General features: G+C 67.7%; 23 protein-coding genes. 12 read left to right on the top strand and 11 right to left on the bottom strand.

What is annotated here, in order from left to right; genetic code table 11:
* Nucleotides 1-32 precede the first annotated feature (32 nt).
* From BGO20_RS09365 to BGO20_RS09355, 3 genes are all read right to left on the bottom strand, one after another.
* Nucleotides 33-1,238, bottom strand: a complete 1,206-nt coding sequence (locus BGO20_RS09365; protein ID WP_465246014.1) for a DNA methyltransferase — start codon at nt 1,236-1,238, stop codon at nt 33-35.
* 191 nt (nt 1,239-1,429) lie between these two features.
* Nucleotides 1,430-2,041, bottom strand: coding sequence for a ribonuclease HII (locus BGO20_RS09360; RefSeq protein WP_291661652.1), 612 nt, complete (start codon nt 2,039-2,041; stop codon nt 1,430-1,432).
* A gap of 163 nt (nt 2,042-2,204) precedes the next feature.
* Complete coding sequence (locus tag BGO20_RS09355; protein WP_291661741.1) at nt 2,205-3,326, bottom strand: PA0069 family radical SAM protein; 1,122 nt, start codon at nt 3,324-3,326, stop codon at nt 2,205-2,207.
* Nucleotides 3,327-3,533: 207 nt separating this feature from the next.
* On the opposite strand from BGO20_RS09355, the gene BGO20_RS09350 reads away from it, so the two are divergent.
* The gene (locus BGO20_RS09350; protein WP_291661651.1) at nt 3,534-4,010 is read left to right on the top strand and encodes a glycosyltransferase family A protein; all 477 of its coding nucleotides are present in this window, start codon (nt 3,534-3,536) and stop codon (nt 4,008-4,010) included.
* A 223-nt stretch (nt 4,011-4,233) separates the two neighbouring features.
* On the opposite strand, the gene ypfJ is transcribed toward BGO20_RS09350, so the two are convergent.
* Nucleotides 4,234-5,121, bottom strand: a complete 888-nt coding sequence (ypfJ, locus tag BGO20_RS09345; protein WP_291661649.1) for a KPN_02809 family neutral zinc metallopeptidase — start codon at nt 5,119-5,121, stop codon at nt 4,234-4,236.
* Nucleotides 5,122-5,310: 189 nt separating this feature from the next.
* A complete protein-coding gene (locus BGO20_RS09340; RefSeq protein ID WP_291661648.1) occupies nt 5,311-6,147 on the bottom strand; it encodes a uracil-DNA glycosylase in 837 nt (278 codons plus the stop codon).
* Nucleotides 6,148-6,319: 172 nt separating this feature from the next.
* On the opposite strand from BGO20_RS09340, the gene BGO20_RS09335 reads away from it, so the two are divergent.
* The 3 genes from BGO20_RS09335 (at nt 6,320) to BGO20_RS09325 (ending at nt 11,298) form a co-directional block, all read left to right on the top strand.
* Entirely contained in the window at nt 6,320-7,999 is a 1,680-nt protein-coding gene (locus BGO20_RS09335; protein WP_291661647.1) for an electron transfer flavoprotein-ubiquinone oxidoreductase, read from the top strand.
* Between the two features lie 583 nt (nt 8,000-8,582).
* Nucleotides 8,583-10,358, top strand: coding sequence for a tetratricopeptide repeat protein (locus tag BGO20_RS09330; RefSeq protein WP_291661739.1), 1,776 nt, complete (start codon nt 8,583-8,585; stop codon nt 10,356-10,358).
* A gap of 13 nt (nt 10,359-10,371) precedes the next feature.
* Entirely contained in the window at nt 10,372-11,298 is a 927-nt protein-coding gene (locus tag BGO20_RS09325; protein WP_291661737.1) for a 4-(cytidine 5'-diphospho)-2-C-methyl-D-erythritol kinase, read from the top strand.
* A gap of 109 nt (nt 11,299-11,407) precedes the next feature.
* Here the strand turns inward: BGO20_RS09325 and BGO20_RS09320 are convergent, their stop codons facing one another.
* A complete protein-coding gene (locus BGO20_RS09320) occupies nt 11,408-12,343 on the bottom strand; it encodes a polyprenyl synthetase family protein (RefSeq protein WP_291661646.1) in 936 nt (311 codons plus the stop codon).
* Between BGO20_RS09320 and BGO20_RS23665 the strand changes: the two genes are divergently transcribed.
* A complete protein-coding gene (locus BGO20_RS23665) occupies nt 12,269-12,805 on the top strand; it encodes a putative signal transducing protein (RefSeq protein ID WP_465246013.1) in 537 nt (178 codons plus the stop codon). The two genes, BGO20_RS09320 and BGO20_RS23665, sit on opposite strands and share 75 nt — an antisense overlap.
* The gene (locus BGO20_RS09310) at nt 12,798-13,571 is read left to right on the top strand and encodes a tRNA1(Val) (adenine(37)-N6)-methyltransferase (protein ID WP_291661645.1); all 774 of its coding nucleotides are present in this window, start codon (nt 12,798-12,800) and stop codon (nt 13,569-13,571) included. Before BGO20_RS23665 ends, BGO20_RS09310 begins: the two co-directional genes overlap by 8 nt.
* A gap of 3 nt (nt 13,572-13,574) precedes the next feature.
* Here the strand turns inward: BGO20_RS09310 and BGO20_RS09305 are convergent, their stop codons facing one another.
* From BGO20_RS09305 to BGO20_RS09295, 3 genes are all read right to left on the bottom strand, one after another.
* Nucleotides 13,575-13,880: a hypothetical protein gene (locus BGO20_RS09305; RefSeq protein ID WP_291661644.1), complete on the bottom strand. Its 306-nt coding sequence runs from the start codon at nt 13,878-13,880 to the stop codon at nt 13,575-13,577.
* A 160-nt stretch (nt 13,881-14,040) separates the two neighbouring features.
* The gene (locus BGO20_RS09300; RefSeq protein ID WP_291661643.1) at nt 14,041-14,316 is read right to left on the bottom strand and encodes a hypothetical protein; all 276 of its coding nucleotides are present in this window, start codon (nt 14,314-14,316) and stop codon (nt 14,041-14,043) included.
* Nucleotides 14,317-14,448: 132 nt separating this feature from the next.
* Nucleotides 14,449-14,730, bottom strand: coding sequence for a hypothetical protein (locus tag BGO20_RS09295; RefSeq protein ID WP_291661642.1), 282 nt, complete (start codon nt 14,728-14,730; stop codon nt 14,449-14,451).
* Nucleotides 14,731-14,970: 240 nt separating this feature from the next.
* Here BGO20_RS09295 and BGO20_RS09290 point away from each other — a divergent pair, with 240 nt between their 5' ends.
* The 6 genes from BGO20_RS09290 to upp all read left to right on the top strand — a co-directional run bounded on the left by BGO20_RS09290 (nt 14,971) and on the right by upp (nt 22,061).
* Nucleotides 14,971-15,888: a glycine--tRNA ligase subunit alpha gene (locus BGO20_RS09290; protein WP_291661733.1), complete on the top strand. Its 918-nt coding sequence runs from the start codon at nt 14,971-14,973 to the stop codon at nt 15,886-15,888.
* Nucleotides 15,888-18,263, top strand: a complete 2,376-nt coding sequence (gene glyS, locus BGO20_RS09285) for a glycine--tRNA ligase subunit beta (protein ID WP_291661641.1) — start codon at nt 15,888-15,890, stop codon at nt 18,261-18,263. Before BGO20_RS09290 ends, glyS begins: the two co-directional genes overlap by 1 nt.
* 338 nt (nt 18,264-18,601) lie before the next feature.
* Nucleotides 18,602-18,763 (top strand): Thivi_2564 family membrane protein, encoded by a 162-nt coding sequence (locus BGO20_RS09280; protein WP_291661640.1) that lies wholly within the window; start codon nt 18,602-18,604, stop codon nt 18,761-18,763.
* A gap of 100 nt (nt 18,764-18,863) precedes the next feature.
* On the top strand, nt 18,864-20,126 hold the full coding sequence (locus BGO20_RS09275) for a GTP cyclohydrolase II (RefSeq protein WP_291661639.1): 1,263 nt from the start codon (nt 18,864-18,866) through the stop codon (nt 20,124-20,126).
* 24 nt (nt 20,127-20,150) lie between these two features.
* Entirely contained in the window at nt 20,151-21,368 is a 1,218-nt protein-coding gene (locus BGO20_RS09270; protein WP_291661638.1) for a URC4/urg3 family protein, read from the top strand.
* Nucleotides 21,369-21,419: 51 nt separating this feature from the next.
* Nucleotides 21,420-22,061: a uracil phosphoribosyltransferase gene (gene upp, locus BGO20_RS09265; protein ID WP_291661637.1), complete on the top strand. Its 642-nt coding sequence runs from the start codon at nt 21,420-21,422 to the stop codon at nt 22,059-22,061.
* Nucleotides 22,062-22,148: 87 nt separating this feature from the next.
* Here the strand turns inward: upp and BGO20_RS09260 are convergent, their stop codons facing one another.
* Together BGO20_RS09260 and BGO20_RS09255 are read right to left on the bottom strand one after the other, a co-directional pair.
* A complete protein-coding gene (locus tag BGO20_RS09260; protein WP_291661635.1) occupies nt 22,149-22,580 on the bottom strand; it encodes a DUF1236 domain-containing protein in 432 nt (143 codons plus the stop codon).
* Between the two features lie 232 nt (nt 22,581-22,812).
* Nucleotides 22,813-23,787: a tripartite tricarboxylate transporter substrate-binding protein gene (locus tag BGO20_RS09255; protein WP_291661633.1), complete on the bottom strand. Its 975-nt coding sequence runs from the start codon at nt 23,785-23,787 to the stop codon at nt 22,813-22,815.
* Between the last annotated feature and the right edge of the window lie 27 nt (nt 23,788-23,814).

The raw sequence follows: 23,814 nt of genomic DNA, 5'->3' as shown, positions 1-23,814 counted from the left end.
AGCCTCGCCTGCCAACGGAAACCGACAAGCGCTCAGCCCGCCTTGGCGAGCTCGCTGCGGGCGGCGCTGCGGAAAACGTCGATCGAGACGAGCTTGTCCGCGCGCTCGACATGCCAGAAAGTCCAGCCGTTGCAGGCGGGCAGGCCCTGCGCCAGCGCGCCGACCTTGTGGATCGAGCCGATCGCCGGGCCCAGCATCAGGGTGCCGTCGGCGCGCACCACCGCCTTGTGGCGGCGCTTCTCGTCGATCACCGTCTCGCCGGCCTTCACCAGCCCAGCCTCGACGATGCTCAGGAAGGGGATGCGCGGCTCGGAGCGTTTCGAAGGCGCTGCCGCGAAGGCTTCCGGCGCCAGCGGCTGCACCGCGGCGATGCGCTCGCGCGCCGCCTTGGCATAGACCTCTTCGCGCTCCAGGCCGATGAAACGGCGGCCGAGCGCCTTGGCGACTGCGCCGGTCGTGCCGGTGCCGAAGAACGGATCGAGGATCACGTCGCCGGGGTTCGAGGCCGAGAGCAGCACGCGTGCCAAGAGCGCTTCCGGCTTCTGCGTCGGATGGACCTTGGCCCCTGCGGCGTCCTTCAGGCGCTCATCGCCGGTGCAGAGCGGCAGATACCAGTCGGAGCGCATCTGCAGGTCGTCGTTGCCGCCCTTCAGCGCCTCGTAATGGAAGGTGTATTTCGAGCTTTCGCCGCGCGCCGCCCAGATCAGCGTCTCATGCGCGTTGGTGAAGCGCCGCCCGCGGAAGTTCGGCATCGGATTGGCCTTGCGCCAGACGATGTCGTTCAGCATCCAGTAGCCGAGATCCTGCAGGATCGCGCCGACGCGGAAGATGTTGTGGTAGCTGCCGATCACCCACAGCGCGCCGTCCGGCTTCAGCACCCGGCGCGCGGCGGCGAGCCAGGCCCGCGTGAAGGCGTCGTATTCGGCGAAGGAGGCGAACTTGTCCCAGTCGTCGTCGACCGCGTCGACGAGGCTGTCGTCGGGCCGGCGCAGGTCGCCGCCGAGCTGGAGATTGTAGGGAGGATCGGCAAAGATCAGATCGACGCTCGCCGACGGCAGCGCGTTCATCGCCGCGACGCAGTCGCCGACGATAATCTGATCGAGCGGCAGCTCCTGAGGAACGCCGTTCTGTTCGGGAAGGCCCTTGGCCTTCATCCGAGCCCCCAGCGCGGGCCGTCCGGTACGCGAAACCTGAATCCGGACGGGAGCGCTGGCGGTCCCGGTACGCGAGATACCCATGACGCCAAGACCGTTACGCAACTTCAACGAGCGCGATACTGGCGAGTCAGGGTAAAGGCGGGGTTTCCGGTTTGAAAAAAATGCGTGCCATTCTGGGGCTGCAGTTTTTGCCTAGCCCTTTGGCAGAAAAAGGAAATTCGTAAACGGGCGTTAACCGGCGAACGTGCCCTTGGGGCAGCCCGGGCCGCGTCCTACCGGAACCAGACGCCCTTCACCGGTGCGAAGGAATAGCGGTGCTCGGGGCAGGGGCCGTGGTCCGCGATGGCGCGGCGGTGGCGCGGCGTCGCATAGCCGGCATGGTCGGAGAAACCATAGGCCGGGTAGTGTCGGCAGAGCCGCGCCATCATCCGGTCCCGCGTCACCTTGGCGACGATCGAGGCGGCGGCGATCGAGGCTATCGCGCCGTCGCCCTCGATGATCGCCTCGCAGCCGCAAGCCAGCGACGGCGGATCGTTGCCGTCGACCAGAACATGCAGCGGCGCGAGCGGCAGGCCGGCGACGGCGCGGCGCATCGCCAGCAGTGTCGCCTGCCGGATATTGACGCTGTCGATCTCGATCGCGGTGGCACTGGCGACGGAGACGGCGAGCGCCCGCTCCATGATCTCGCCGAACAGCTCCTCGCGGATCGGCGCCGCCAGCTTCTTCGAATCGTCGAGCCCGTCCGGCACGCGTGCGGGATCGAGAATCACCGCGGCGACGACGACTGGGCCGGCCAGCGGCCCGCGCCCGACTTCGTCGACGCCGGCGAGCGGCCAGCGGCCTTCGGTGATGGCGAGCGTCTCGCGGCTGAAATCGGCGGGCATGGCGGGGTTATGCAACGGATAGGCTGCCGGTGCCAGAGGGCCGGCGAGTGCTCCGGCATAGAACGAAAACGGAGATGGCGCTGCGTGAAGCCTGTCTCCCGATAGGAGAGGGGTTCCCGCGCTGCCTTCGCCAGCGCGCAATCTGCCCGCGACGACTGCCGACTCAAAACAGGCTGAGCTGCGCTTTCTCCTTCTCCAGCTTGACGAACAGGTCGGTGCGCAGCCGCCGGCGCGCCGTATCGAAGCCGATGCGCTCGGCCGCCATCTCGAAGCGCCGGCCGACCATCCAGGCATAGGGCCCCGAGCCCACCATGCGCTGGCCCCATTGCGAATCGTAGTCCTTGCCGCCGCGGGTGGAGCGGATCAGCGACATCACATGCCGCAGCTTGTCGGGGTGATGCGTCAGCAGCCATTCCTGCACGATGTCGCGCACTTCGAGCGGCAGCCTGAGCAGCACATAGCCGGCTTCGCGCGCGCCGGCCGCCTTGGCCGCATCCAGGATGCGTTCGATCTCATGCTCGTTGATCGCCGGGATGATCGGCGCCACCAGGACCGTCACCGGGATGCCGGCTTCCGACAGCTTCCGGATCGTCTCCAGCCGTTTCGGCGGCGAGGCGGCGCGCGGCTCCATGCCGCGCGCGACCTTCGGGTCGAGCGTCGTCACCGAGAGCGCGACCTTGACCAGTCCTTTCGCCGCCATCGGCGCGAGGATGTCGATGTCGCGCTGAACCAGCGCCGATTTGGTGACGATGCCGACCGGATGGTTGAACTTCGCCAGCACCTCCAGCACCTGCCGCATGATCCTGAGCTTCTTCTCGATCGGCTGGTAGGGATCAGTATTGGTGCCGATCGCGATGGTGCGCGGCTGGTAGGACGGCGAGGACAGCTCCTTCTCCAGCAGAGCGGCCGCATCGGGCTTGGCCGTCAGCTTGCTTTCGAAGTCGAGCCCCGGCGAGAGCCCGAGATAGGCGTGGGTCGGCCGCGCGAAGCAGTAGACACAGCCATGCTCGCAGCCGCGATAGGGATTGATCGAGCGGTCGAAGGAGATGTCCGGCGAGTCGTTGCGCGTGATGATGCTGCGCGCCTTCTCATAGGCGACCTCGGTCCGGAAAGGCGGCAACTCGCCGAGCGAGCCCCAGCCGTCATCCTCGGCGACGCGTTGCTCGGCCTCGTAGCGGCCGCCGGGATTGATCGTGGCGCCCCGGCCCCGCCGCCGCTCGGGATCGATGCGGTGTCCGGCATGGGCGAGCGGATCGGCCGGTGCCACGCGCGCCGAGATCGACATCGACTCGCTGTCCTGGCGCCGGAGCGGCTGGGCCGTCGGCATCGGCCGGGAGGTCGGTCTGGCCTGGCGCATGGCTGTTCGATCCCGTCGGACGCCGGGAATCGGCGCCCGTCTCTTGCTGGAATGTGAACATAAGGAGAACAAAAGGCAAGTGGCAGGATTGCGGCATGCTGCGCTGCGCCATAGACATTGCGTATGCTCACTGCCGTGATCCGCGCGCCCGGCTCGGCGCACGCTTTGGCCGCCACCTTCTCCGTGCTGATTCCCGCGGTGGCGGACGGCTTCCTCGGGCATGCGGTCGTTGTTGACACCCGGGGCGAGAACGATCTGGAGCGCATCGCCGATGCGACGGGGGCAAGCTACCTGCGCGCCGGCGCGGCGGAAGCCTGGCAGGGCGGTGCTGCGGCGGCGCGCGGCGACAGGCTGCTGCTGCTCGATTCCGGCGATGTGCCGCAGCTCCATTGGGTCGAGGCGGTCGAGCGTCATCTGCTGACCGCGCCCGGCATTCCCGCATTGCTGCCTCTGCGGGGCCTTGGCCGTTCGCTGCGGGAACGCGCCGCCATCATCTGCGAGCCCCGCGCGCTGAGGCCTGGCCTTGTCGTGCCGAAGGGTGCTGCGATCCTGGGCCGACTCGCGGCGTCGCCGCAACGCTTGCCCGTCGGCCGAGAGCGCGCCGACGGTTAGCGCAGGCCCGCATGTCTGCCCGTCGCGGCGTCGCCGTGACGGGTCGGTGCTGGCTCTGCCGGAAGACGCTCGGCAGCCCGGAAAAGAAGCGCCCCGCCAGCAGGGCTGGCGGGGCGAGAAGGGGCTCGAAACAGGAGAAGTGCCCTCATTCGTCGCGGCCGCAGGCGGGGCGGTTCAACGCGTCGCAAAAAAAATCGTCGGGTCGCGCCGATGAGGCGCGCCGTCAGACCTGATTGCGGAACGTATCGCAGCTCTGCATGGAGCCCGACTGGAAGCCGGTGTTGAACCACTTGGTCCGTTGCGCCGACGAGCCATGGGTGAAGGAGTCCGGCACGACGACGCCTTGCGCAGCCTTCTGCAGCTTGTCGTCTCCGATGGCCGAGGCGGTCCGGATCGCCTCCTCGATATCGCCCTGGTCGAGACGGCCCATCGCCTCGATGTTGTGCGCCCAGACGCCGGCGAAGCAATCGGCCTGCAGCTCGATCCGCACCGAGATCGCGTTCGAATCGCGCTCGGAGGAGCGTTCCCGCAACTGATTGGCGCGCGGCAGGATGCCGATCAGGTTCTGGATGTGATGGCCGACCTCATGGGCGATGACATAGGCATAGGCGAAGTCGCCGCCACCGCCGAGCTTGCGCTGCATCTCCTGGAAGAAGGAGGTGTCGAGATAGACCTTGCGGTCGTTCGGGCAGTAGAACGGCCCCATCGCCGCCTGCGCCACGCCGCAGCCGGAGCGGTTGATCCCCGAATAGAGCACGAGCTGAGGCGCCTGGTAGCGGGTGTTGGCCTGCTGCGGCAGCACCTTGGTCCAGACGTCCTCGTTCTGCGCCAGCACGGCCGAGACGAAGCGTCCCATCTGGTCCTGCGGCGGACCCGACGACTGGCGCGTCTGCGGCGTCTGCTCGCGCCCGCCGATGCCGCCGATCATCTCGGCGCCGCCGATCAGGATCCGCGGATCGATGCCGAGCGCCCAGCCGAGCAGGCCGAGCACCACCATGGTGCCGATGCCGATGCCGCCGCGGCCGCCGGGCATGCCCGCGAAGCCGCCGCCGCCGCCGCTTCCGCGCCGGTCCTCGACATTGTCGGACTGGCGATAGTCTTCCCACTGCATGTCAGGGCCCCCGACGAAACTCTTCGCAATTTCGCCAAGAGAGACGACGAACTCAAGAGGCGACGAATTCCGGCATCCTCACCGGCGACGGCTGAACGCGGGCTGACTGCGCCGGTTCCGTATCCGCTGCTGCGGCGCCACCGCTCGAGCCCCGGCGCCGCGCGGGCAGGTCGCTCCCGGTTCCCCGTGCTATTGTCCTTCGGTGTCGAGCGCGGCCTTCAAGGCGCGCAGGTCGCGCCAGCTCAGGCGCTTGTCGAGCGGCCGGCGCAGCAGATAGGCCGGGTGCAGCGTCGCGATCGCGCGGATGCGCCGGGCGCCCGTGTCGTATTCCACCCATTTGCCGCGCGAGGCCATGATGCCCTTGAAGCCGAGCAGGCCCTGGGCCGACGGGGCGCCGACGCAGACCAGGATGTCCGGGTCCGCAAGTTCTATCTGGCGCTGGATGAAGGGCAGGCAGATCGCCACTTCCTGCGGCGTCGGAGTCCGATTGCCAGGCGGGCGCCAGGGCAGCAGGTTGGCGATGTAGACATCGTCCTTCCGGCTGAGCCCGATTGCCGCCAGCATTCGGTCGAGCAACTGGCCCGAGCGGCCGACGAAGGGCAGGCCGATGCGATCCTCGTCGGCGCCGGGCGCCTCGCCGACCATCATCACCCGCCCGGCCGGATTGCCGTCGGAAAAGACGAGGTTCTTGGCAGTGGCCTTGAGCGCGCAGCCCTCGAACCTGGCCAGCGCCTCCCTGAGCTCGTCGAGCGTGCGCGCCTCGCGCGCCAGGGCGCGCGCGGTCAGCGCGGCGTCGTCGGGGGCAGTGGCGGCGGCCGCGATCGGGCGGCTCGCGGCCAGCCGCACCGGGCTCCCCGGCGTCCGGACAGGGGAGAGCGGCGTGCGCTGGGCCGGCGGTGATGCGGGTTCGGCAAATTGATCGTGCGGCTCGTCGTCCAGCGCTTCCGTCACGCCCATCTCGGCGTACCAGCTCAGGAGCTCATAGGGGCTCGGCTCGTCTGGAGGGGCTGCGTCGGACAGGCTCATCGCGGCATCCTATACGCTGCAAAGCCGGTTCGCGAGCCTTCGCGGTTGCAAAGCGGCCCATAGGCTTGGATAGAGGTTTTCCAGACTGGATAGCGCCCGGCGTTGAGCGGGCGGGCAAGATGGTTTATATATAAACTAATTGAGTGATGCGTTTTCGCATGCGGAGGACGGGATGGATCTGAAGGAAGCGCAGAGCGAACCGCGCGAGAGCATGGACTACGATGTCGTCATCGTCGGTGCCGGCCCGGCAGGGCTCGCCGCCGCCATCCGTCTGAAGCAGCTCGACGAGACGATATCCGTCGTCGTGGTCGAGAAGGGTGCGGAGGTCGGCGCCCACATCCTCTCCGGCGCGGTCATCGACCCGATCGGCCTCGACCGGCTGGTGCCGGACTGGCGCGACGATCCCGAGCGGCCCCTGACCACCGAGGTCAAGGAGGACGTCTTCTATTTCCTGACCGAGCCGAACGGCATCCGCCTACCGAATTTCGGCATGCCGTCGCTGATGAACAATCACGGCAATTTCGTCGGCTCGCTCGGGCTGGTGGCGAAGTTTCTGGCGGCGCGGGCCGAGGCGCTGGGCGTCGAGATCTATCCGGGATTCGCCGCCGCCGAACTACTCTACAACGAGGATGGCTCGGTCGCCGGCATCGCCACCGGCGACATGGGCATCGCCAAGGACGGCACCGTTTCCGACCGCTTCACCCGCGGCATGGAACTGCGCGGGCGCTATACCCTGCTGGGCGAGGGCGCGCGCGGCTCACTCTCGAAGATCGCGATCCGGAAGTTCGGCCTCGACGAAGGCCGCGAGCCGCAGAAATACGGCATCGGCCTGAAGGAACTCTGGCAGGTCAAGCCGGAGAAGTTCCACAAGGGCCGCGTCCAGCACTCCTTCGGCTGGCCGCTCGACAACACCACCGGCGGCGGCTCCTTCCTCTATCATTTCGACGACAATCTGGTCTCGGTCGGCTTCGTCGTGCATCTGAACTACCAGAACCCGACGCTTTCGCCCTTCGACGAGTTCCAGCGCTTTAAGACCCATCCGCTGATCCGCGACACCTTCGAGGGCGGAAAGCGCATCGCCTATGGCTCGCGCGCCATCACCGAGGGCGGCTTCCAGTCGGTGCCGAAGCTGACCTTCCCGGGCGGAGCGCTGATCGGCTGCGCGGCCGGCTTCGTCAACGTGCCGCGCATCAAGGGCAGCCACAACGCCATCCTCTCCGGCATGCTCGCCGCCGACAAGCTGGTGCCGGCGCTGCAGGCGGGCCGAAGCCATGACGAGGTCGTCGAAATCGAGACGAGCTGGCGCGACAGCGCCATCGGCAAGGATCTGAAACCGGTCCGCAACGTCAAGCCGCTCTGGTCGAAGTTCGGCACCCTCGTCGGCATCGGGCTCGGCGGCATCGACATGTGGCTGAACCAGCTCTTCGGCTGGTCGCCCTTCGGCACGCTGAAGCACGGCAAGCCGGACTACGCGACGCTGAAGCCGCTCGCCGAGGTCACGCCGATCAGCTATCCCAAGCCGGACGGCAAGATCTCCTTCGACAAGCTTTCATCGGTGTTCCTCTCCTCGACCAATCACGAGGAAGACCAGCCGGCGCATCTGAAGCTGGCCGACCCGACGATCCCGATCGCCAAGAACCTCCCGCTCTATGGCGAGCCGGCGCGGCTCTACTGCCCGGCCGGCGTCTACGAGGTCGTCTACGAGAATGCGGAGGCGAAGACCAATCCGCGCTTCGTGATCAACGCGCAGAACTGCGTCCACTGCAAGACCTGCGACATCAAGGATCCAGCCCAGAACATCACCTGGACGGTGCCGGAAGGCGGCGGCGGCCCCGGCTACGCGAATATGTGATCGGTGTGGCCGCCGGCTGCGGCGGAGCCTCGTCAGCACAATGGGCGCGCCAGCCGGAGCGCCCATTGTCGTTTCGTCGCGATGATCAGCCCTTGCGGACGATCGGAGCCGTCGGCTTCGGCTCTTCCTTGGCGCAGCCGGCCACGAATCCGGCAAGAAGCGCCACTGCTGCAATGCTCAGGACGATCTTTTTCATTTGAAAGCCCTCAATAGAACGCCCGCATGATCTACGGGCAGCAAGAATATAGACTTGCCGCTGAGCGGAGGGTGACCGGTTTCAGTTGCATGTTCCTCTCCGTCGTGCGGTTTTGGACGACTGTTGCGCCGCCGCTACGAAATTGTCGCATCTGCGAGGAAACTGCCGCCATTTCGGGCTGTGCAGGCTCGCCGCGTGGCAGGAACATGCGAGAAAACAAGGCATTGCGCAGTTTGCGCCTGAGGGCGTGGTCGGGAAAAGCTGCGGCTTGCCGGTTCGCCCGGAAACGGCCATCTTGACCGCCTACGCGAGCGATCACGGTCCGCTGGAAGGGCGCCCCGGAACAGTGAGGCGTCGGGCCGAGGGAGAATGGCAGTCGTGACATTTATGAAGAAGGTGCGTGCCTCCGGTACGGCTGCCGCATTGTCTCTGGTTCTGGCGCTGCCGGTGGCCGCCGCCGCGCAAGGTGCGACACCGCGCGCCGCCGAATCGCTCGAGCCCGCCGATACGCTCGAGGGCAACTATCTCGCCGCCATCGTCGCCGGCGCCTCGCGCGATCTCGGCGCGGCATCGGTCTATCTGCGCGAGGCGATCAAGGAAGATCCGCAGAACAACGATCTGCTGGAGCGCGCCTTCGTCGCCTTCCTGGCCGATGGTTCGATGCCCGATGCCTTCCGCGCCGCCGACCGGCTGATCCGCATCGATCCCGGCAATGGTCTCGCGCAGCTCGTCATCGGCGTGCGCGCCATCAAGCAGAAGAGCTACCAGACCGCGCGCAACCACCTGCAGCGCGGCGGGCGGGGGCGTGCGGCCGACATCACCGCGACGCTGCTTTCGGCCTGGTCGTATCTCGGTTCCCACAACACCCGCCGCGCCATCGACACGCTCGAGCGCCTCAAGGGCGAACCTTCCTATAATCTGTTCCGGGACTATCACGCCGGTCTCATCCTCGACGCGGCCGGCCGGCGCAGCGACGCCGAAAAGCGCCTGAAGAGCGCCTACGATGCCGAGAAGACGACGCTGCGCCTCGTCGACCTCTGGGCCCGCTTCCAGGCCCGCAGCGGCGATTTCGACGGCGCCGCCGCGACCTATGCCGAATTCGACCGTTTGCTGCCGAACCATCCGATCATCCGGGAGGGCATGGCTTTGGTCGCGAAGAAGGAGGCGCCGCCGCGCCAGATCGCGACGCCCCAGCAGGGTGCGGCCGAAGTCCTCTACGGGCTCGCCAGCGCCGGCAATCGTCAGGGCGACGAGGCGGCAGCGCTGCTCTACCTGCGCATGGCGATCTATCTCGACCCGAGCCACGACCTTGCCGTCCTGACGCTGGGCGACATCCTGGAGCGTTCGCGCCAGCCCGAGGACGCGGTCGCAGTCTACGAGAAGATGCCGGCCACCTCGCCGCTGCGTCCCAATGCCGAGATCCAGGCCGGGCTTGCTCTCGAGAACCTCGGCAAGCACGACGAGGCCGTGAAGCACCTCGACAAGGTCATCGCCGAGCGACCGGACGATGTCGACGCGCTCGCCGCGCTCGGCAATATCTATCGCTCCCGCAAGCAGTTCCAGGAGGCCGCCGACACCTACGACAAGGCGATCGAGAAGCTCGCCTCGCCGGGCCGGGCCAACTGGGACCTGTTCTATTTCCGCGGCATCGCGCGCGAGCGGATCAACCGCTGGCCCGAGGCCGAGGCCGATCTGCGCAAGGCGCTCGAACTCCTGCCCGACCCCCTCGGCCGCGAGCGTGCGCTGGTGCTGAACTATCTCGGCTACTCGCTGGTCGACAAGCACATGAAGCTCGACGAGGGGCTGGACATGCTGCGCCGGGCGGTCGAGCTCAGGCCGCGCGACGGCTACATCATCGATTCGCTGGGCTGGGCCTATTACCGCCTCGGCCGCTATGAAGACGCCTCGCGCGAGATCGAGCGGGCGGCGGAACTGCGCCCCTCCGACCCGGTGATCAACGACCATCTCGGCGACGTCTACTGGAAGACGGGCCGCAAGCTCGAGGCGAAGTTCCAGTGGAACCACGCTCGCGACCTCAAGCCGGAGCCCGAGGACCTGCCGAACATCCTGCGCAAGATCGAGCGCGGGCTGGACGAGCCGCCCTCCGCCAATGCCGGAGACCAGAACACGCCTGCCGAGCAGACCAAGAAGGATGGCGGCTGACGCCGCCGTTCCGATGGCGCCTGAAACCGAGGGCGAACCCCGCGCCGGTTCCGCTTCGCGGGATGGCGCGCCGCTCCTGCGGACGCGCGCCCGCGCCAAGGTCAATCTCGACCTGCGTCTGCGCGGCCGGCGTGCCGATGGCTATCACGAGCTGGAAAGCCTGGTCGCCTTCGCCGGCGTCGCGGACGAGCTGAGCCTAGACCCGCTCCGCCCCCTCGCGCTGACGCTTTCCGGCCCGCGCGCCGCCGGGCTGGACGCCGAGGACGGCAATCTCGTGCTGCGGGCGGCAGGCGCTTTCGAGGATGCATTTCCAGGCGCGCGGACGGGCGCTTTTCACCTGGTCAAGCGGCTGCCGGTCGCCTCCGGCATCGGTGGCGGTTCGGCCGATGCGGCGGCGGCCTTGCGCCTGCTCGCGCGGCTCAATCGAATTCCGCTCGCCGATCCACGATTGCGGGCTTCGGCCGCGAGTGTCGGCGCCGATGTGCCGGTCTGCCTCGAATCGCGGGCGCGGCTGATGTCCGGCATCGGCGACAGGCTGGGGCCGGCCTTGCGACTCCCTTCGCTGTTCGCCGTGCTGGTCAATCCGGGCGTGCCGGTCGAGACTGCCGGCGTTTTCCGCGCTCTGGGCTTGGCGGCGGGCGGCCCCTTGCGGATCGCGCGGGAGGATTGGGCGGCGCCACCCGCCGAAGCTGAGGCATTTCACGCCTTGCTGGCAAGCTCCGGCAACGATCTCGCCGCGCCGGCTGGGCGCCTGGCACCGGAAATCGGCGAGGTCATCGAGCGGCTGGCCGCGCTGCCCGGAGCACGGCTCGCCCGCATGTCGGGCTCGGGCGCAACCTGCTTTGGCCTGTTCGGCGATCGCCAAGCCAGCGCCGCCGCGGCCGCCGCGCTGGCGAGCGAGCGACCCGGCTGGTGGGTGAGGGCGACGCTGTTGCGGTGAGGCTTCCGCCGGCTCGGGTCATCCGATCGGACGCGATAATGATGATGTGTCGTGTTGGCACCGCACCGGACCGTTCTGAAAAGCGGAGTCCGCTTTTCGCTCCGATGCTTCAGTGGGCCCGCGCCACGCAGAAATCGACGGCGTCGTTGAGCGCCTGCTTCATCGGCGAGGCGGGGAACAGGCCGAGCGCATCCTTCGCCATCTTGGCGTAGTGGCGCGCGCGCTCGATCGTATCCTCCAGCGCCTTGTGCCTGCGCATCAGCGCCTGCGCCTGTTCGAGATCGCCGTCGCGGACATCGCCGTCCTGCAAGGTGCGCTTCCAGAAGGCGCGCTCCTCATCGCTGCCGCGGCGGAAGGAGAGCACGACCGGCAAGGTGATCTTGCCTTCGCGGAAATCGTCGCCGGTGTTCTTGCCGAGCTTGGCGGCGACGCCGCCATAGTCCAACGCATCGTCGATGAGCTGGAAGGCAATGCCGAGATTGAGGCCGTAGCTGCGGCACGCGGCATCGTTCGCCTTCGACGAACCTGCGATCACCGGCCCGACCTCGCAGGCGGCGGCGAAGAGCTCGGCCGTCTTGCCGCGGATGACGGAGAGGTACTCGTCCTCGGTCGTCTCGGTGTTCTTCGCGACGGAGAGCTGCAACACCTCGCCCTCCGCAATCACGGCGGCCGCGGTCGACAGGATGTCGAGCGCGCGCAGCGAGCCGACCTCGACCATCATCTTGAAGGCCTGGCCGAGCAGGAAATCGCCGACCAGCACGCTCGCCTCGTTGCCCCAGAGCATGCGGGCGGCGAGCTTGCCGCGGCGCATGTCGCTCTCGTCGACGACATCGTCGTGGAGCAGCGTGGCGGTGTGCATGAACTCGACGGAAGCGGCGAGCTTCACATGGCCTTCGCCCCGGTAGCCGCAGAGGTCTGCCATCGCCAGCGTCAGCATCGGCCGCAGCCGCTTGCCGCCCGACGAGATCAGGTGATTGGCGACTTCCGGAATCATCGTCACGTCCGAGCCGGTGCGCGACAGAATCATCGCATTGACGCGCTCCATGTCATCGCGCGTCAGTGCCACGAGCGGCTCGATGCCTCGCTGGCCCGATTCCCGTTCCTCAAAGGAGACGACGACACCCAATGGACAAACTCCCGCCGGACTCGCACGCCGCGCGGCGCGCCAGAAGCCATTGCCACAACCGTCGCATGGGACGCCAGCCCCCGCAATCGCACCGCAACGCCGCAGGCTCGCCAGATCGCCCTTGCGCCCGGCGCCGCGCTTCGGCTCCATGGCGGCATGCATGAACTCGTCCGCACCAACGATCTGGTCCTGCTCGGCGCGCTCGAGGCGCTTCTGAGCGCGGCCGATCTCGACTGCCTGATTGCCGACCAGCACATCAGCGCGCTCGAAGGCATGATCGGTGCGTTCCCGCGCCGGCTGCTGGTGCGCGAGCAGGATGCGCGGCGCGCTCGCGCCCTGTTGATCCAGGCAGGCTACGGCGCCGAGCTGCGCGATGATTGACGCGGAAGCGACGGGCGGCCTCGGCGAGATCGTCGAGGACCGGCTGCTCGATGGCCGGCTGCGGCTGCGCCAGCCCCGCAAGGGCCATCGCGCCGGCAGCGATGCGGTGCTGCTCGCGGCTGCCTTGCCGGAACGGGATGGCGGGCATCTTCTCGACATCGGCACCGGCGTCGGCACGGTCGGGCTCGCGGCGGCGCTGAACGCGCCACGGCTGCGCGCCACCTTGCTGGAGCGCGATCCCGACCTCGCTGCTCTCGCGGCCGAGAATGCGGTCTTGAACGGCGTGGCCGACAGAACGCGGGTCGTCCTCGCCGATGTGGCGGCGAAGGCGAAGGAGCTTGCGGCGCTCGGCCTGCTGCCGGCCAGCTTCGACGTGGTGACGATGAACCCGCCCTTCTATCCGCCGGGCGGGACGCGCGCCTCGCCGGTGCCGAACCGGCGCGCTGCGCACGTCGCGGAGACCGATCTGGCGCTGTGGCTGCGGGCAGCCCGGCGCCTGTTGAGATCCGGGGGATCGATCGCGGTGATCCACCGCGCCGAGGCCCTGCCCGAGCTGCTGTCCGGCCTCGAAACCGGCTTCGGCGCTCTTGTCATCCGGCCCGTCCATGCCTTGGCCGAGCGCCCGGCGATCCGGGTGATCGTCACGGCGGTTCTCAACAGCAGAAAGCCGGCAGAGCTGCTGCCGGCTTTCGTGATCAACGGACCTGACGGGCGCCTGACGGCCGCGAGCGAGGCTGTTCATCGCGGCCGCTCGAGGCTCGGCTGAGCCTTACCAGTAGCGCGGGCCGTAGAAGTAGCGCGGCCCATAGACCGGCGGTGGGACGTAGACGGGCGGCGCGTAGTAGCGCGGGCCGTAGTACCGGCGCGGGCCATAATAGCGCGGCCCGTAATAGCGCGGGCGGTAGTAGCGCCGCGGGCCGTAATAGTACTGGGCCTGCTGGACCAGCTCGCCGGGGGCGGCGACCGCGCTGGCCGCCGCCGGCGCCAGCGGCATGGCGGAGACGGGGGAGGCGACGAGGGCGGCTCCTCCCAGCGAGGCTGCGGCCACGAGGCCCGTAATCAGAGTCCGGAACATGAGATCCTCCAGGGAGTGCCGCGGCTGAGGGTAGCCGTCGGACCGAAAGTCGCCATGACGGGCAGGCTAGGCCCGGAAACCTGAACGGCGCGAAACCGCGCCGTTCAGCCTCTCTTCAGGGAGCGGCCCGATCATGGCCGCATTGCGACGTCGCCTGCGATCAGCGGCAGACGCGCACCGGGCGGACGACCCAGCGCCAGCCGTTCCAGACCCGCCGGTTCGACCAGAAGCAGCGCGGGCGATAATAGGGGCGGCCATAGTAGCGGCGCGGGCCGCGGTAGTATTGCGCCTCCTGCAGCAGGTCCCCGGCAGGTGCGGCCTGCACCGGCTGGGCCAGCGCCGCGGCGGCGGGGGCGGCGATCGCCGGAGCGGTGGTCAGCGCCGCGCCGCCGACGACACCGGCGAGGGTCAATCCGAGAAGCATCGTCCGGATCATGAGAACTTCCTCCAATGAAAGCGCCGGCCCGATGCCGGCGGATCTGAAAAACGCGCCCTGGGAAGACCCTATTACTCTTGGCATGAACGGCGCGAAACCGCGCCGTTCATCTTGCCTTCATCCAGGCGTGGCTCAGCGGCAGACGCGTACCGAGCGCACCACCCAGCGCCAGCCGTTCCAGACGCGGCGCGGCGCGTACCAGCAGCGGCGACGGTGCCAGTGGCGGCGATAATGGTGGCGGGGCCGGTAATGCGGCCTGCCATGGTGCCAGACCTGCTGCACCAGGCCGGAATCGGCCTGGGCTGCCAACGGCGTTCCGGCCGAAACCGGCGCGGCGTCGGCAGGCGCTGCGCTCATGGCGGCACCGAGAAGGGTCGCGCCGAAGGCGGCGGCGATCATACGGGTTGTCATCATGGGCTTTACTCCTTGTGATTGCGGGCCGAGCCGCAGCGGCTTCAGACCCGACGATCCAAGTGACGGCTGCAGCCCTATCAGACAGTCCATGAACGAATGCTGTCCGAGCCCGGTTCCCCGGTCCGGCTTGACCGCGCCCCGCGCAAACCCCTAATCACGCCGCACTCATCCGCGTTTTCGGAAGGCTTTTCGCCCTTGTCCGCCCTCGCCCAGCATTCGCCCGCCACGCCGTCCCCGGCGCTGGACCCGACCCGCTCCTTTCAGGGGCTGCTGCTGACCCTGCAGCGCTTCTGGGCCGAGCGAGGTTGCGTGGTGCTGCAGCCCTACGACATGGAGGTCGGTGCCGGTACCTTCCATCCGGCGACGACTTTGCGCGCGCTCGGGCCCAAGCCGTGGAAGGCGGCCTATGTCCAGCCTTCGCGCCGCCCCAAGGACGGCCGCTATGGCGAGAACCCCAACCGCCTGCAGCACTATTATCAGTTCCAGGTCATCCTGAAGCCGTCGCCGCCGAACCTGCAGGAGCTCTATCTCGACTCCCTGCGCGCCATCGGCGTCGATCTCGGCCTGCACGACGTCCGCTTCGTCGAGGACGACTGGGAAAGCCCGACCTTGGGCGCCTGGGGTCTCGGCTGGGAATGCTGGTGCGACGGCATGGAAGTCAGCCAGTTCACCTATTTCCAGCAGGTCGCGGGCGTCGAATGCGCGCCGGTCGCGGGTGAACTGACTTATGGCCTCGAGCGTCTGGCGATGTATGTCCAGGGTGTCGAGAACGTCTACGACCTCAATTTCAACGGCCTCGATGGCGAGGACCGCATCTCGTATGGCGATGTCTTCCTGCAGGCCGAGCAGGAATATTCGCGGCACAATTTCGAGCATGCCAATACCGAGATGCTGTTCCGGCACTTCTCGGATGCGGAAGCCGAGTGCAAGGCCCTGCTCGCTGCCGGCGAACCGGCGGCCGGCGCCAACCAGCCCCGCCACGAACTCGCCTTGCCGGCCTATGACCAGTGCATCAAGGCCAGCCACATCTTCAACCTGCTCGATGCGCGCGGCGTGATCTCGGTCACCGAGCGGCAGAGCTACATCCTGCGCGTGCGCGAGCTCGCCAAGGCCTGCGGCGCAGCCTGGCTGAAGACCGCCGGCGGGGGAGCCATCTGATGCCCGATCTTCTGCTCGAACTCTTCTCCGAGGAAATCCCGGCGCGCATGCAGCGCAAGGCCGGCGAGGACCTGAAGAAGCTCGTCACCGACGCGCTGGTCGAGCGCGGCCTGGTCTATGAGGGCGCCAAGGCCTTCGTCACGCCGCGCCGGCTGGCTCTGCATGTCGCCGGCCTGCCGGTTCGCGGCCGCGACGTGCGCGAGGAGCGCAAAGGTCCGCGCGTCGGCGCGCCCGAGGCCGCCGTTCAGGGCTTCCTCAAGGCGGCGGGGCTGAGCTCGCTCGACCAGGCCACCATCGTCAGCGACCCGAAGAAGGGCGATTCCTACGTCGCCATCATCGAGAAGCCCGGCCAGGAGACGATCCAGGCCATCGCCGAGATCGTCCCGGCGGTGATCCGCTCCTTCCCCTGGCCCAAATCGATGCGCTGGGGCAAGGCGTCCGCCGCGGGCGCCAGCCTGCGCTGGGTCCGCCCGCTGCATTCGATCCTCTGCACCTTCGGCGCCGAGACCGAAGACACCGAGATCGTGCCCTTCGAGGTCGACGGCATCGTCTCCGGCAACGTCACCTATGGCCATCGCTTCCACGCGCCCGGCCCGATCACGGTGAAGCGTCTCGACGACTACGTGACCTCGCTGGAGAAGGCGAAGGTCGTGCTCGATGCCGACCGGCGCAAGGAGACCATCCTCACCGACGCCCGCAACCTCGCCTTCGCGCAGGGGCTCGACCTCGTCGAGGACGAGGGGTTGCTGGAGGAGGTCGCCGGCCTCGTCGAATGGCCGGTCGTGCTGATGGGCTCCTTCGAGGAGCGCTTCCTCGACATCCCCGGCGAGGCGATCCGCGCCACCATCCGCGCCAACCAGAAATGCTTCGTGCTGCGCGATCCCGCGACCGGCAACCTCACCAATCGCTTCATCCTGGTCTCGAACCTCGTCGCCAGTGATGGCGGCGTGGCGATCACCGCCGGCAACGGCCGCGTCGTGCGCGCCCGCCTCTCGGACGCCGCCTATTTCTGGCAGACCGATCGCGGCTCGCTGCCGGACCTCGATACGCTCAAGGACAGCGCCGGGAAGCTCGGGCTCGATCTCGCCAAGCCGCTGGACCAGCGCATGGCCAAGCTCGACAAGCTCGGCGTCGTCTTCCACGCCAAGCTCGGTACGCAGGGCGAGCGCGTGCAGCGCATCGCCGCGCTGGCGAAGGAACTGGCGCCGATCGTCGGTGCCGACCCGGACAAGGCCGAGCGCGCCGCCAAGCTCGCCAAGGCCGACCTGCCGACCGAGATGGTCGGCGAGTTCCCCGAGTTGCAGGGGCTGATGGGCCGGAAATATGCCGAGCTGCAGGGCGAGGACGCCTCTGTCGCCGCGGCGGTCGAGGAGCATTACAAGCCACTCGGGCCCTCGGACCGCGTGCCGACCGATCCGGTCTCGGTGGCGGTGGCGCTGGCCGACAAGCTCGACACCCTTGTCGGCTTCTGGGCCATCGACGAGAAGCCGACCGGCAGCAAGGACCCCTACGCGCTGCGCAGGGCGGCGCTGGGCGTGATCCGGCTGGTGGTCGAGAACGAAATTCGTATTGGGTTAGCCAAATTCATTGAGTTAGCTGCTGTGCCAATCCTCAGCGCCGAAGCTGAGAAGTTCTTCGCGCCCAGCCGTGAGCAGGTGGCAGAGGTCTCAAGCATGCTTGATCAGCCAGAGATGGTTGAGGCATTCGAGAATTCGTCGCCGATGGTCGAAGGTTGGTCTGACCACGTCTTTCACGGCGTCCTGCGTATTCAGATGCAATTGCTCGAGTTTATGCATGAGCGCATCGAAACGCAGTTGAAAGCTCAGAACCACCGCTACGATTTGGTGAGGGCGGTTGTGTCGACTTCGGCCGTCAATGAGGCGTTGTTAGATGAGTTTGGTGGGTTAGCCGAAGACGTAGCTGGTAAACTTAGTGGTCAGGATAATCCTTACCTCATCACCCGCCGCGTTGCCGCGCTCGGCCGCTTCCTCGATACCGAGGACGGCAAAAACCTGCTCGCGGGCTACAAGCGCGCCGCCAATATCCTCAAGGCCGAGGAGAAGAAGGACGGGGAGGGCGCCTTCGCCGGCAGCCCGGACCTGCACCTCATCGCCGATGCCGGCCTGATCGAGGAGAAGGCGCTGGCCGTCGCTCTCGCGCAGGCGACGCCGAAGGCGGAGGCTGCCGTCGCCGCCGAGGATTACGAGGGCGCCATGGCCGCGCTCGCCGAAATCCGCCCGGCGGTCGATGCCTTCTTCGACAAGGTCACGGTCAACGATCCCGATCCGGCCCAGCGCGCCAATCGCCTGAAGCTGCTCAACCAGCTCCGGCAGGCAACGCGCGCGGTCGCGGATTTCGATCGCATCGCCGGATAAGGCGGGGGCAGCGCGGGGAACCCTCTCCCGGAGGGAGAGGGCAGGGTGAGGGGTAGGCCGTTGGTCGCCCTTGTCGTGCCCTGACCGCGGCCGCGGTTGGTTTCGCGCCAGACTGGTCCAAGGGTCTACACCTCACCCCTACCCCTCTCCTTGCAGGAGAGGGGTTTTCTGTTTGCGGCTCCCGCGCTGTTCCTGCAAACAGCCGCCTTTCGCCGGCAAACCCACCTCCGGAACCTATTCCCGCCCCGCGACGTTCTGTTCGCGGGGCCGACATGCCGCGAGAGCGTCGCGGCGGGGCTCCGGGGGGCCGGCTCTCCGGCCGAGATACGGAGTTTTCGATGAACATCCTGATTTCGCTGCTGATCACCATCCTCGTCATCGGCCTGGTGCTCTATCTGGTGCGGATGCTCCCGCTCGACGGGCAGATCAAGAACATCGTCCAGATCATCGTCATCGTGATCGGCATCATCTCGCTCTTGCGCTATCTCGCTGTTTTCTAAGGCGATTGACGGCGCCTTCGCGCTGGTTCAGATTCACCGAAATCCAGAGGGCCCCGGACATGCCGTCGCGGGGCCCTTATCCGTTTCAGGGCGAAACCCGATGAACGCGCCGAACCGCAACGGCCATATCAGGCTGACCTCCCATCCCGAGCCGGGCAGCGCCGCCGCGCGCTTCCCCATCCGATGGGGCGCACCCACCGCCGCCGAGCGCGGCCCGATCATCGCCTCGACCACAAACCCCGCCGATCGCAACGTCATTGGCGCCCATGGCGGCTCCTATTCGGTCTATCGGGCGCTGGCGATCTCGGCCCGCGCGATGAACCCGCAGCAGCGCCCGGACCTGACCAACACCCATCCGACGGCGGAAATCCTGCCGCAGCGGCAATGGGCCGACCCGAAGAAGATCGTCTCGCTCGATCCGTTCGGCCACACGGTCGCGCAGGATTTCGGCAAGCTGATCGGCGAGGGCATCGATATCCGCCCCTCGATCGCGATCACAAAGGCCAGGCTCAACCTGCCCGAGATCCTCGCCGCGATGGGCGCCCATCGCCTCGCCGCCGACGGCCATATCCTGCACGCGTCGGGCGATATCAGCGTCACCAAGATCGCGGTCGATCCGGTCTGGTACCTGCCGGGCATCGCCGAGCGCTTCGGCACGACCGAGAGCGATTTGCGCCGCACCCTCTTCGAGCAGACCGGCGGCATGTATCCCGAACTCGTCACGCGGCCGGACCTCAAGGTCTTCCTGCCGCCGATCGGCTCGATCACGGCCTATGTCATGGGCGAGGCCTCGCGGCTCGCCGATCCGAAGACGCGCATCGCCTGCCGCGTCCATGACGAATGCAACGGCTCGGACGTCTTCGGCTCCGATATCTGCACCTGCCGGCCCTATCTCACGCATGGCATCGAGGAGTGCGTGAAGGAGGCCCAGAGCGGCGGCGTCGGCCTGATCGTCTACAACCGCAAGGAGGGCCGGGCGCTCGGCGAGGTCACGAAATTCCTCGTCTACAACGCCCGCAAGCGCCAGGAGGGCGGCGATTCCGCCGCGACCTATTTCGAGCGCACCGAATGCGTCGCCGGCGTGCAGGATGCCCGCTTCCAGCAGCTCATGCCGGACGTGCTGCACTGGCTCGGCGTTACCCATATCGACCGGCTGATGTCGATGTCGAACATGAAATACGACGCCATGGTCGAGAGCGGCATTACCATCGGCGAGCGCGTCGCGATCCCGCCCGAGCGGATCCCGCCCGACGCCTCCGTCGAGATCGAGGCCAAGAAGGCGGCGGGCTATTATTCGCCCGACGGCGCGCCCGGCGACAACGCCCTGAAATCGACGGTCGGGCGCGACCTCGACAAGTTCTGATTCCGCACGCCTGCCGAGTTGACGATGCCCGACCGCGATCCCGAGACGTTCCGCGCCCTGTTGAAACCCGCTGCGGTGCGCGCGCGCGCGCAGGAGATGCTGGAGCTCGGGCTCGCCGGCAGGCTCCTGCATTTCAGCGTTCATCCGGAACGGCTCGAAGCCTGCGCCGACTACGTGCTGGAGACGATCCGTGCGAACTATCCGACGCTCGACATCCCCTTCCACGCCCGCTGGCGCCATTTCGTCGTCGCTGGCGATGATCGCTGGCAGAAGCTCGACAAGGCCGCCGCTTTCGCGAACCCCGCTGCGCGCGGCCGCGCCGCCTATGATCTTGCCGTCGTCAGCGTCCTGCTCGATGCCGGTGCGGGGCCGGACTGGCGCTATCGCGATGCCGCGAGCGGCCGTGAAATCGGGCGATCGGAGGGGCTGGCGCTCGCCTCGCTCGATATGTTCGCCGCCGGCCTGTTCTCCAGCGATCCCGCCAGGCCCCTGCAGGCCGACGCGAACGGCCTGAAGCGCCTCGACGCGGCGGCGCTGGCGCACGGCTTCCAGGCCGGGCCGGACAATCCGCTGCTCGCGCTCGAAGGCCGCGCGGCGCTGCTCAACCGCCTCGGCGAGGAGCTGGAGCGGCAGGGCCTGTCGCGGCCCGGCGCCCTGTTCGACCGCTTCGCCGGCGAGGCCGACACCGGGACGCTCCGCGCCGGGCACATGCTCGGCGAAGTGCTCGGCACCTTCGGCGGCATCTGGCCGTCTCGGCTGACGCTCGCCGGGGTCGCGCTCGGCGATACCTGGCGCCATCCGCTGATCGCGCCGGGCGAGCCGACCGAGGGGCTCGTGCCCTTCCACAAGCTCTCGCAATGGCTGACCTATTCGCTGATCGAGCCGCTGCAATGGGCCGGCATCGCCGTCGTCGATGTCGATGACCTCACCGGCTTGCCGGAATACCGCAATGGCGGGCTCTTCCTCGATAGCGGCGTCATCGCGCTCAAGGACGAGTCGGATCGGACGAAGGCGCATGAGGTCTCGTCGCCGCTCGTGGTCGAATGGCGGGCGCTGACCGTCGCGCTGCTCGACGAGGTTGGCGCGCTCATCCGCCAGCGGCTCGGCCGCTCGCGCGAGGAATTGCCGCTCGCAAAGGTGCTGGAAGGGGGCACCTGGGCCGCCGGGCGCCGGATCGCGCGCGAAAAGCGTGTGGATGGCGGCCCACCCTTGACCATCGTCAGCGATGGTACGGTATTTTGAGGGTAAGCCAAGGTTCAAGAGCAAGGTCCGAGATAGAGGGGTAACCGGCGTATGACTTCGAGCCAGGACGGCGTCACCGTCGTCGATCACCCGCTGGTCCGGCACAAGCTGACGCTGATGCGCGAGAAGGACCGCTCCACCAAGAGCTTCCGCCAGCTCCTCAACGAGATCGGCATGCTGCTCTGCTACGAGGTGACGCGCGATCTGCCGACCGAATTGATCGAGATCGAGACGCCGCTGCAGAAATCGATGCAGCCGGTCATTTCCGGAAAGAAGCTGGTCTTCGCGCCGATCCTGCGCGCCGGCGTCGGCTTTCTCGACGGCATGCTGGAGCTGGTGCCGGCCGCCCGCGTCGCCCATATCGGGCTCTATCGCGATCCGGATACGCTGCAGGCGGTCGAATACTATTTCAAGGCACCCTCCGACATCACCGAGCGCATGATTGTGGTGATGGACCCGATGTTGGCGACGGCGAACTCGGCTGTCGCCGCTGTCGAGCGCCTGAAGGAGCGCGGAGCGAAGGACCTTCGCTTCGTCTGTCTGCTAGCGGCGCCGGAGGGCATCGCCCGCTTGCGTGCGGCTCATCCGGATGTCCGCATCTGGACGGCTGCGATCGACGAGCGCCTCAACGATCACGGCTACATCGTGCCGGGGCTGGGCGATGCGGGCGACCGGATGTTCGGCACGCGCTGATGACATGGCGAGGCCCGCCCCGGAGAACGGAGCGGGCCTCGGCCGAAGGCAGGCGGGATGGGCAGGGCCTTCGGCGCGCTTTCGGTCTTACTGGATGACCTGCACGACGCGGCGCGTACGCGGCTCGACGATCACCGTGCGGTCGTTCACCACCGTGTAATTGTAGCGGGTCGCCTGCGGGCCGTACTCAGCCGGCAGGCGATGGTAGACCACGCCCTCCTCGGGCAGGACCGTGCCGACCGCAACCGGCTCGGCATAGGTGTAGGACGGCACCTGCTGCTCGACGACATAGGTGCGGAAGCGGGGCTGGGCCGCATCGCCGACGATCGCGCCGACAACGGCGCCGCCGACACCGCCCACCACCGCACCGACCGGGCCGCCGACCACGGCGCCACCAACGGCGCCAGCCGCGGCACCGCTGGTCGCGCCGCCGACGGCGCCGCCCGAAGGCTGGCTCTGGGCGAAGGCGACAGCCGGCGCAAGGGTAAGCGCGGCAACGATGGCAATCTTCTTGAACATGATTGTCTCTCCTCTCGAAGTTGACTTCGGCGAGGACAACCGGAGGAACGGGGAAGGGTTCCTCCTGTGACGGTCACGAGATGTTAACGCGCCGTAAGGCTTTCGAAAAACGTTCATCGGAACAAGGGCCTGCTGGTTCATGCGCTGCTGCGCCGTCCAGGGAGCATAACCACGAACGCAAACGGCGGCCCCGGAGGGCCGCCGTCCGTTTGGTGTCCGAGTGCCGGGCGGATTACTGCTTCACCGCCGCGGAAAGAGCCGGCGAAAGCTTGTCGGCATCGCGCTTGATGATCGCGGCGAAGCCGGCCGGGGTGCGGGCCTCGGCGTCCGGCAGGACCGTGCCGAGATCGAGCAGGCGCTTCTTGGTCGCGTCGTCGTTGAGCGCCTTGTTGAGCGCGTCGACCAGCTTGTCCACCGCCTCCTTCGGCATGCCCTTCGGGCCGGCGATGCCGTTCCAGGCCTCGATCTGGAAGTCCGGCAGGCCGGCTTCCTTGGTGGTGGGCACGTCCGGCAGGGCCGGCGAGCGCTCGGCCGAGGTGACGGCATAGGCCTTGATCGTATTGGCGCGGACCTGTTCGGCGACGGAGACGATCTGGTCGCACATGAAGTCGACCTGGCCGGAGACGAGATCGTTCAGCGCCGGGCCGGTGCCGCGATAGGCGACGGAGTTGATCTTGGGAGTGCCCAGAACGCCCTTCAGCAGGGTGCAGGTCGTCCAGGAGACCGAGCCGACGCCGGCATGCGCCTCGTTCACCTTGTCGGTGTTCGCTTTCACATAGGATACGAACTCCTTCAGGTCCTTCGGCTCGAAGGTCTTGCGTGCCACGATCAGGATCGGCGTGCCGCCGGCCAGCCCGATCGGCTGCATGCCGTTGATCGGGTCGTATTTCAGGCCGGGATAGGTCGCAGGCGCCGCCGAGAAGGTGCCGAGATGCCCCATGGCGATGGTGTAGCCGTCGGGCGCGGCGGTGACCGCGCGGGTGATGCCGGTGGTGCCGCCGGCGCCGGCGACGTTCTCGACCACGATCTGCTGGCCGAGCGTCTTGGACATGTGGTCGGCGACGATGCGCGCGATGATGTCGGTCGGGCCGCCGGCCGCGAAGGGCACGATCATGGTGACCGGCTTCGTCGGATAGCCCTGCGCCTGCGCGCCGCCGGCCAAGGCCAGCGTCGCCGCGGCGGCGAGCCCGAGAACGAGTTTCTTCATGCGTATTCCTCCCTGGAGATTGTCGGA

The organism is Allobosea sp. 67-29, from assembly GCF_001898115.1.
In the GTDB taxonomy this organism is placed as follows: domain Bacteria; phylum Pseudomonadota; class Alphaproteobacteria; order Rhizobiales; family Beijerinckiaceae; genus Allobosea.
The sequence above is the reverse complement of the archived record's forward strand: the minus strand, read 5'-3'. Positions and strand labels throughout refer to the sequence as shown.

Coding starts and splice junctions, on each gene's coding strand:
- BGO20_RS09255 (WP_291661633.1), bottom strand. CDS start 23,787: ATGAAGAAACTCGTTCTCGGGCTCGCCGCCGCGGCGACGCTGGCCTTG.
- BGO20_RS09310 (WP_291661645.1), top strand. CDS start 12,798: ATGATTGACGCGGAAGCGACGGGCGGCCTCGGCGAGATCGTCGAGGAC.
- BGO20_RS09270 (WP_291661638.1), top strand. CDS start 20,151: ATGCCCGACCGCGATCCCGAGACGTTCCGCGCCCTGTTGAAACCCGCT.
- BGO20_RS09305 (WP_291661644.1), bottom strand. CDS start 13,880: ATGTTCCGGACTCTGATTACGGGCCTCGTGGCCGCAGCCTCGCTGGGA.
- BGO20_RS09275 (WP_291661639.1), top strand. CDS start 18,864: ATGAACGCGCCGAACCGCAACGGCCATATCAGGCTGACCTCCCATCCC.
- ypfJ (WP_291661649.1), bottom strand. CDS start 5,121: ATGCAGTGGGAAGACTATCGCCAGTCCGACAATGTCGAGGACCGGCGC.
- BGO20_RS09360 (WP_291661652.1), bottom strand. CDS start 2,041: ATGCCCGCCGATTTCAGCCGCGAGACGCTCGCCATCACCGAAGGCCGC.
- BGO20_RS09325 (WP_291661737.1), top strand. CDS start 10,372: ATGGCGCCTGAAACCGAGGGCGAACCCCGCGCCGGTTCCGCTTCGCGG.
- BGO20_RS09320 (WP_291661646.1), bottom strand. CDS start 12,343: ATGGAGCGCGTCAATGCGATGATTCTGTCGCGCACCGGCTCGGACGTG.
- BGO20_RS09365 (WP_465246014.1), bottom strand. CDS start 1,238: ATGGGTATCTCGCGTACCGGGACCGCCAGCGCTCCCGTCCGGATTCAG.
- BGO20_RS09335 (WP_291661647.1), top strand. CDS start 6,320: ATGGATCTGAAGGAAGCGCAGAGCGAACCGCGCGAGAGCATGGACTAC.
- BGO20_RS09295 (WP_291661642.1), bottom strand. CDS start 14,730: ATGATGACAACCCGTATGATCGCCGCCGCCTTCGGCGCGACCCTTCTC.
- glyS (WP_291661641.1), top strand. CDS start 15,888: ATGCCCGATCTTCTGCTCGAACTCTTCTCCGAGGAAATCCCGGCGCGC.
- upp (WP_291661637.1), top strand. CDS start 21,420: ATGACTTCGAGCCAGGACGGCGTCACCGTCGTCGATCACCCGCTGGTC.
- BGO20_RS09260 (WP_291661635.1), bottom strand. CDS start 22,580: ATGTTCAAGAAGATTGCCATCGTTGCCGCGCTTACCCTTGCGCCGGCT.
- BGO20_RS09340 (WP_291661648.1), bottom strand. CDS start 6,147: ATGAGCCTGTCCGACGCAGCCCCTCCAGACGAGCCGAGCCCCTATGAG.
- BGO20_RS09300 (WP_291661643.1), bottom strand. CDS start 14,316: ATGATCCGGACGATGCTTCTCGGATTGACCCTCGCCGGTGTCGTCGGC.
- BGO20_RS09330 (WP_291661739.1), top strand. CDS start 8,583: ATGAAGAAGGTGCGTGCCTCCGGTACGGCTGCCGCATTGTCTCTGGTT.
- BGO20_RS09280 (WP_291661640.1), top strand. CDS start 18,602: ATGAACATCCTGATTTCGCTGCTGATCACCATCCTCGTCATCGGCCTG.
- BGO20_RS09355 (WP_291661741.1), bottom strand. CDS start 3,326: ATGTCGATCTCGGCGCGCGTGGCACCGGCCGATCCGCTCGCCCATGCC.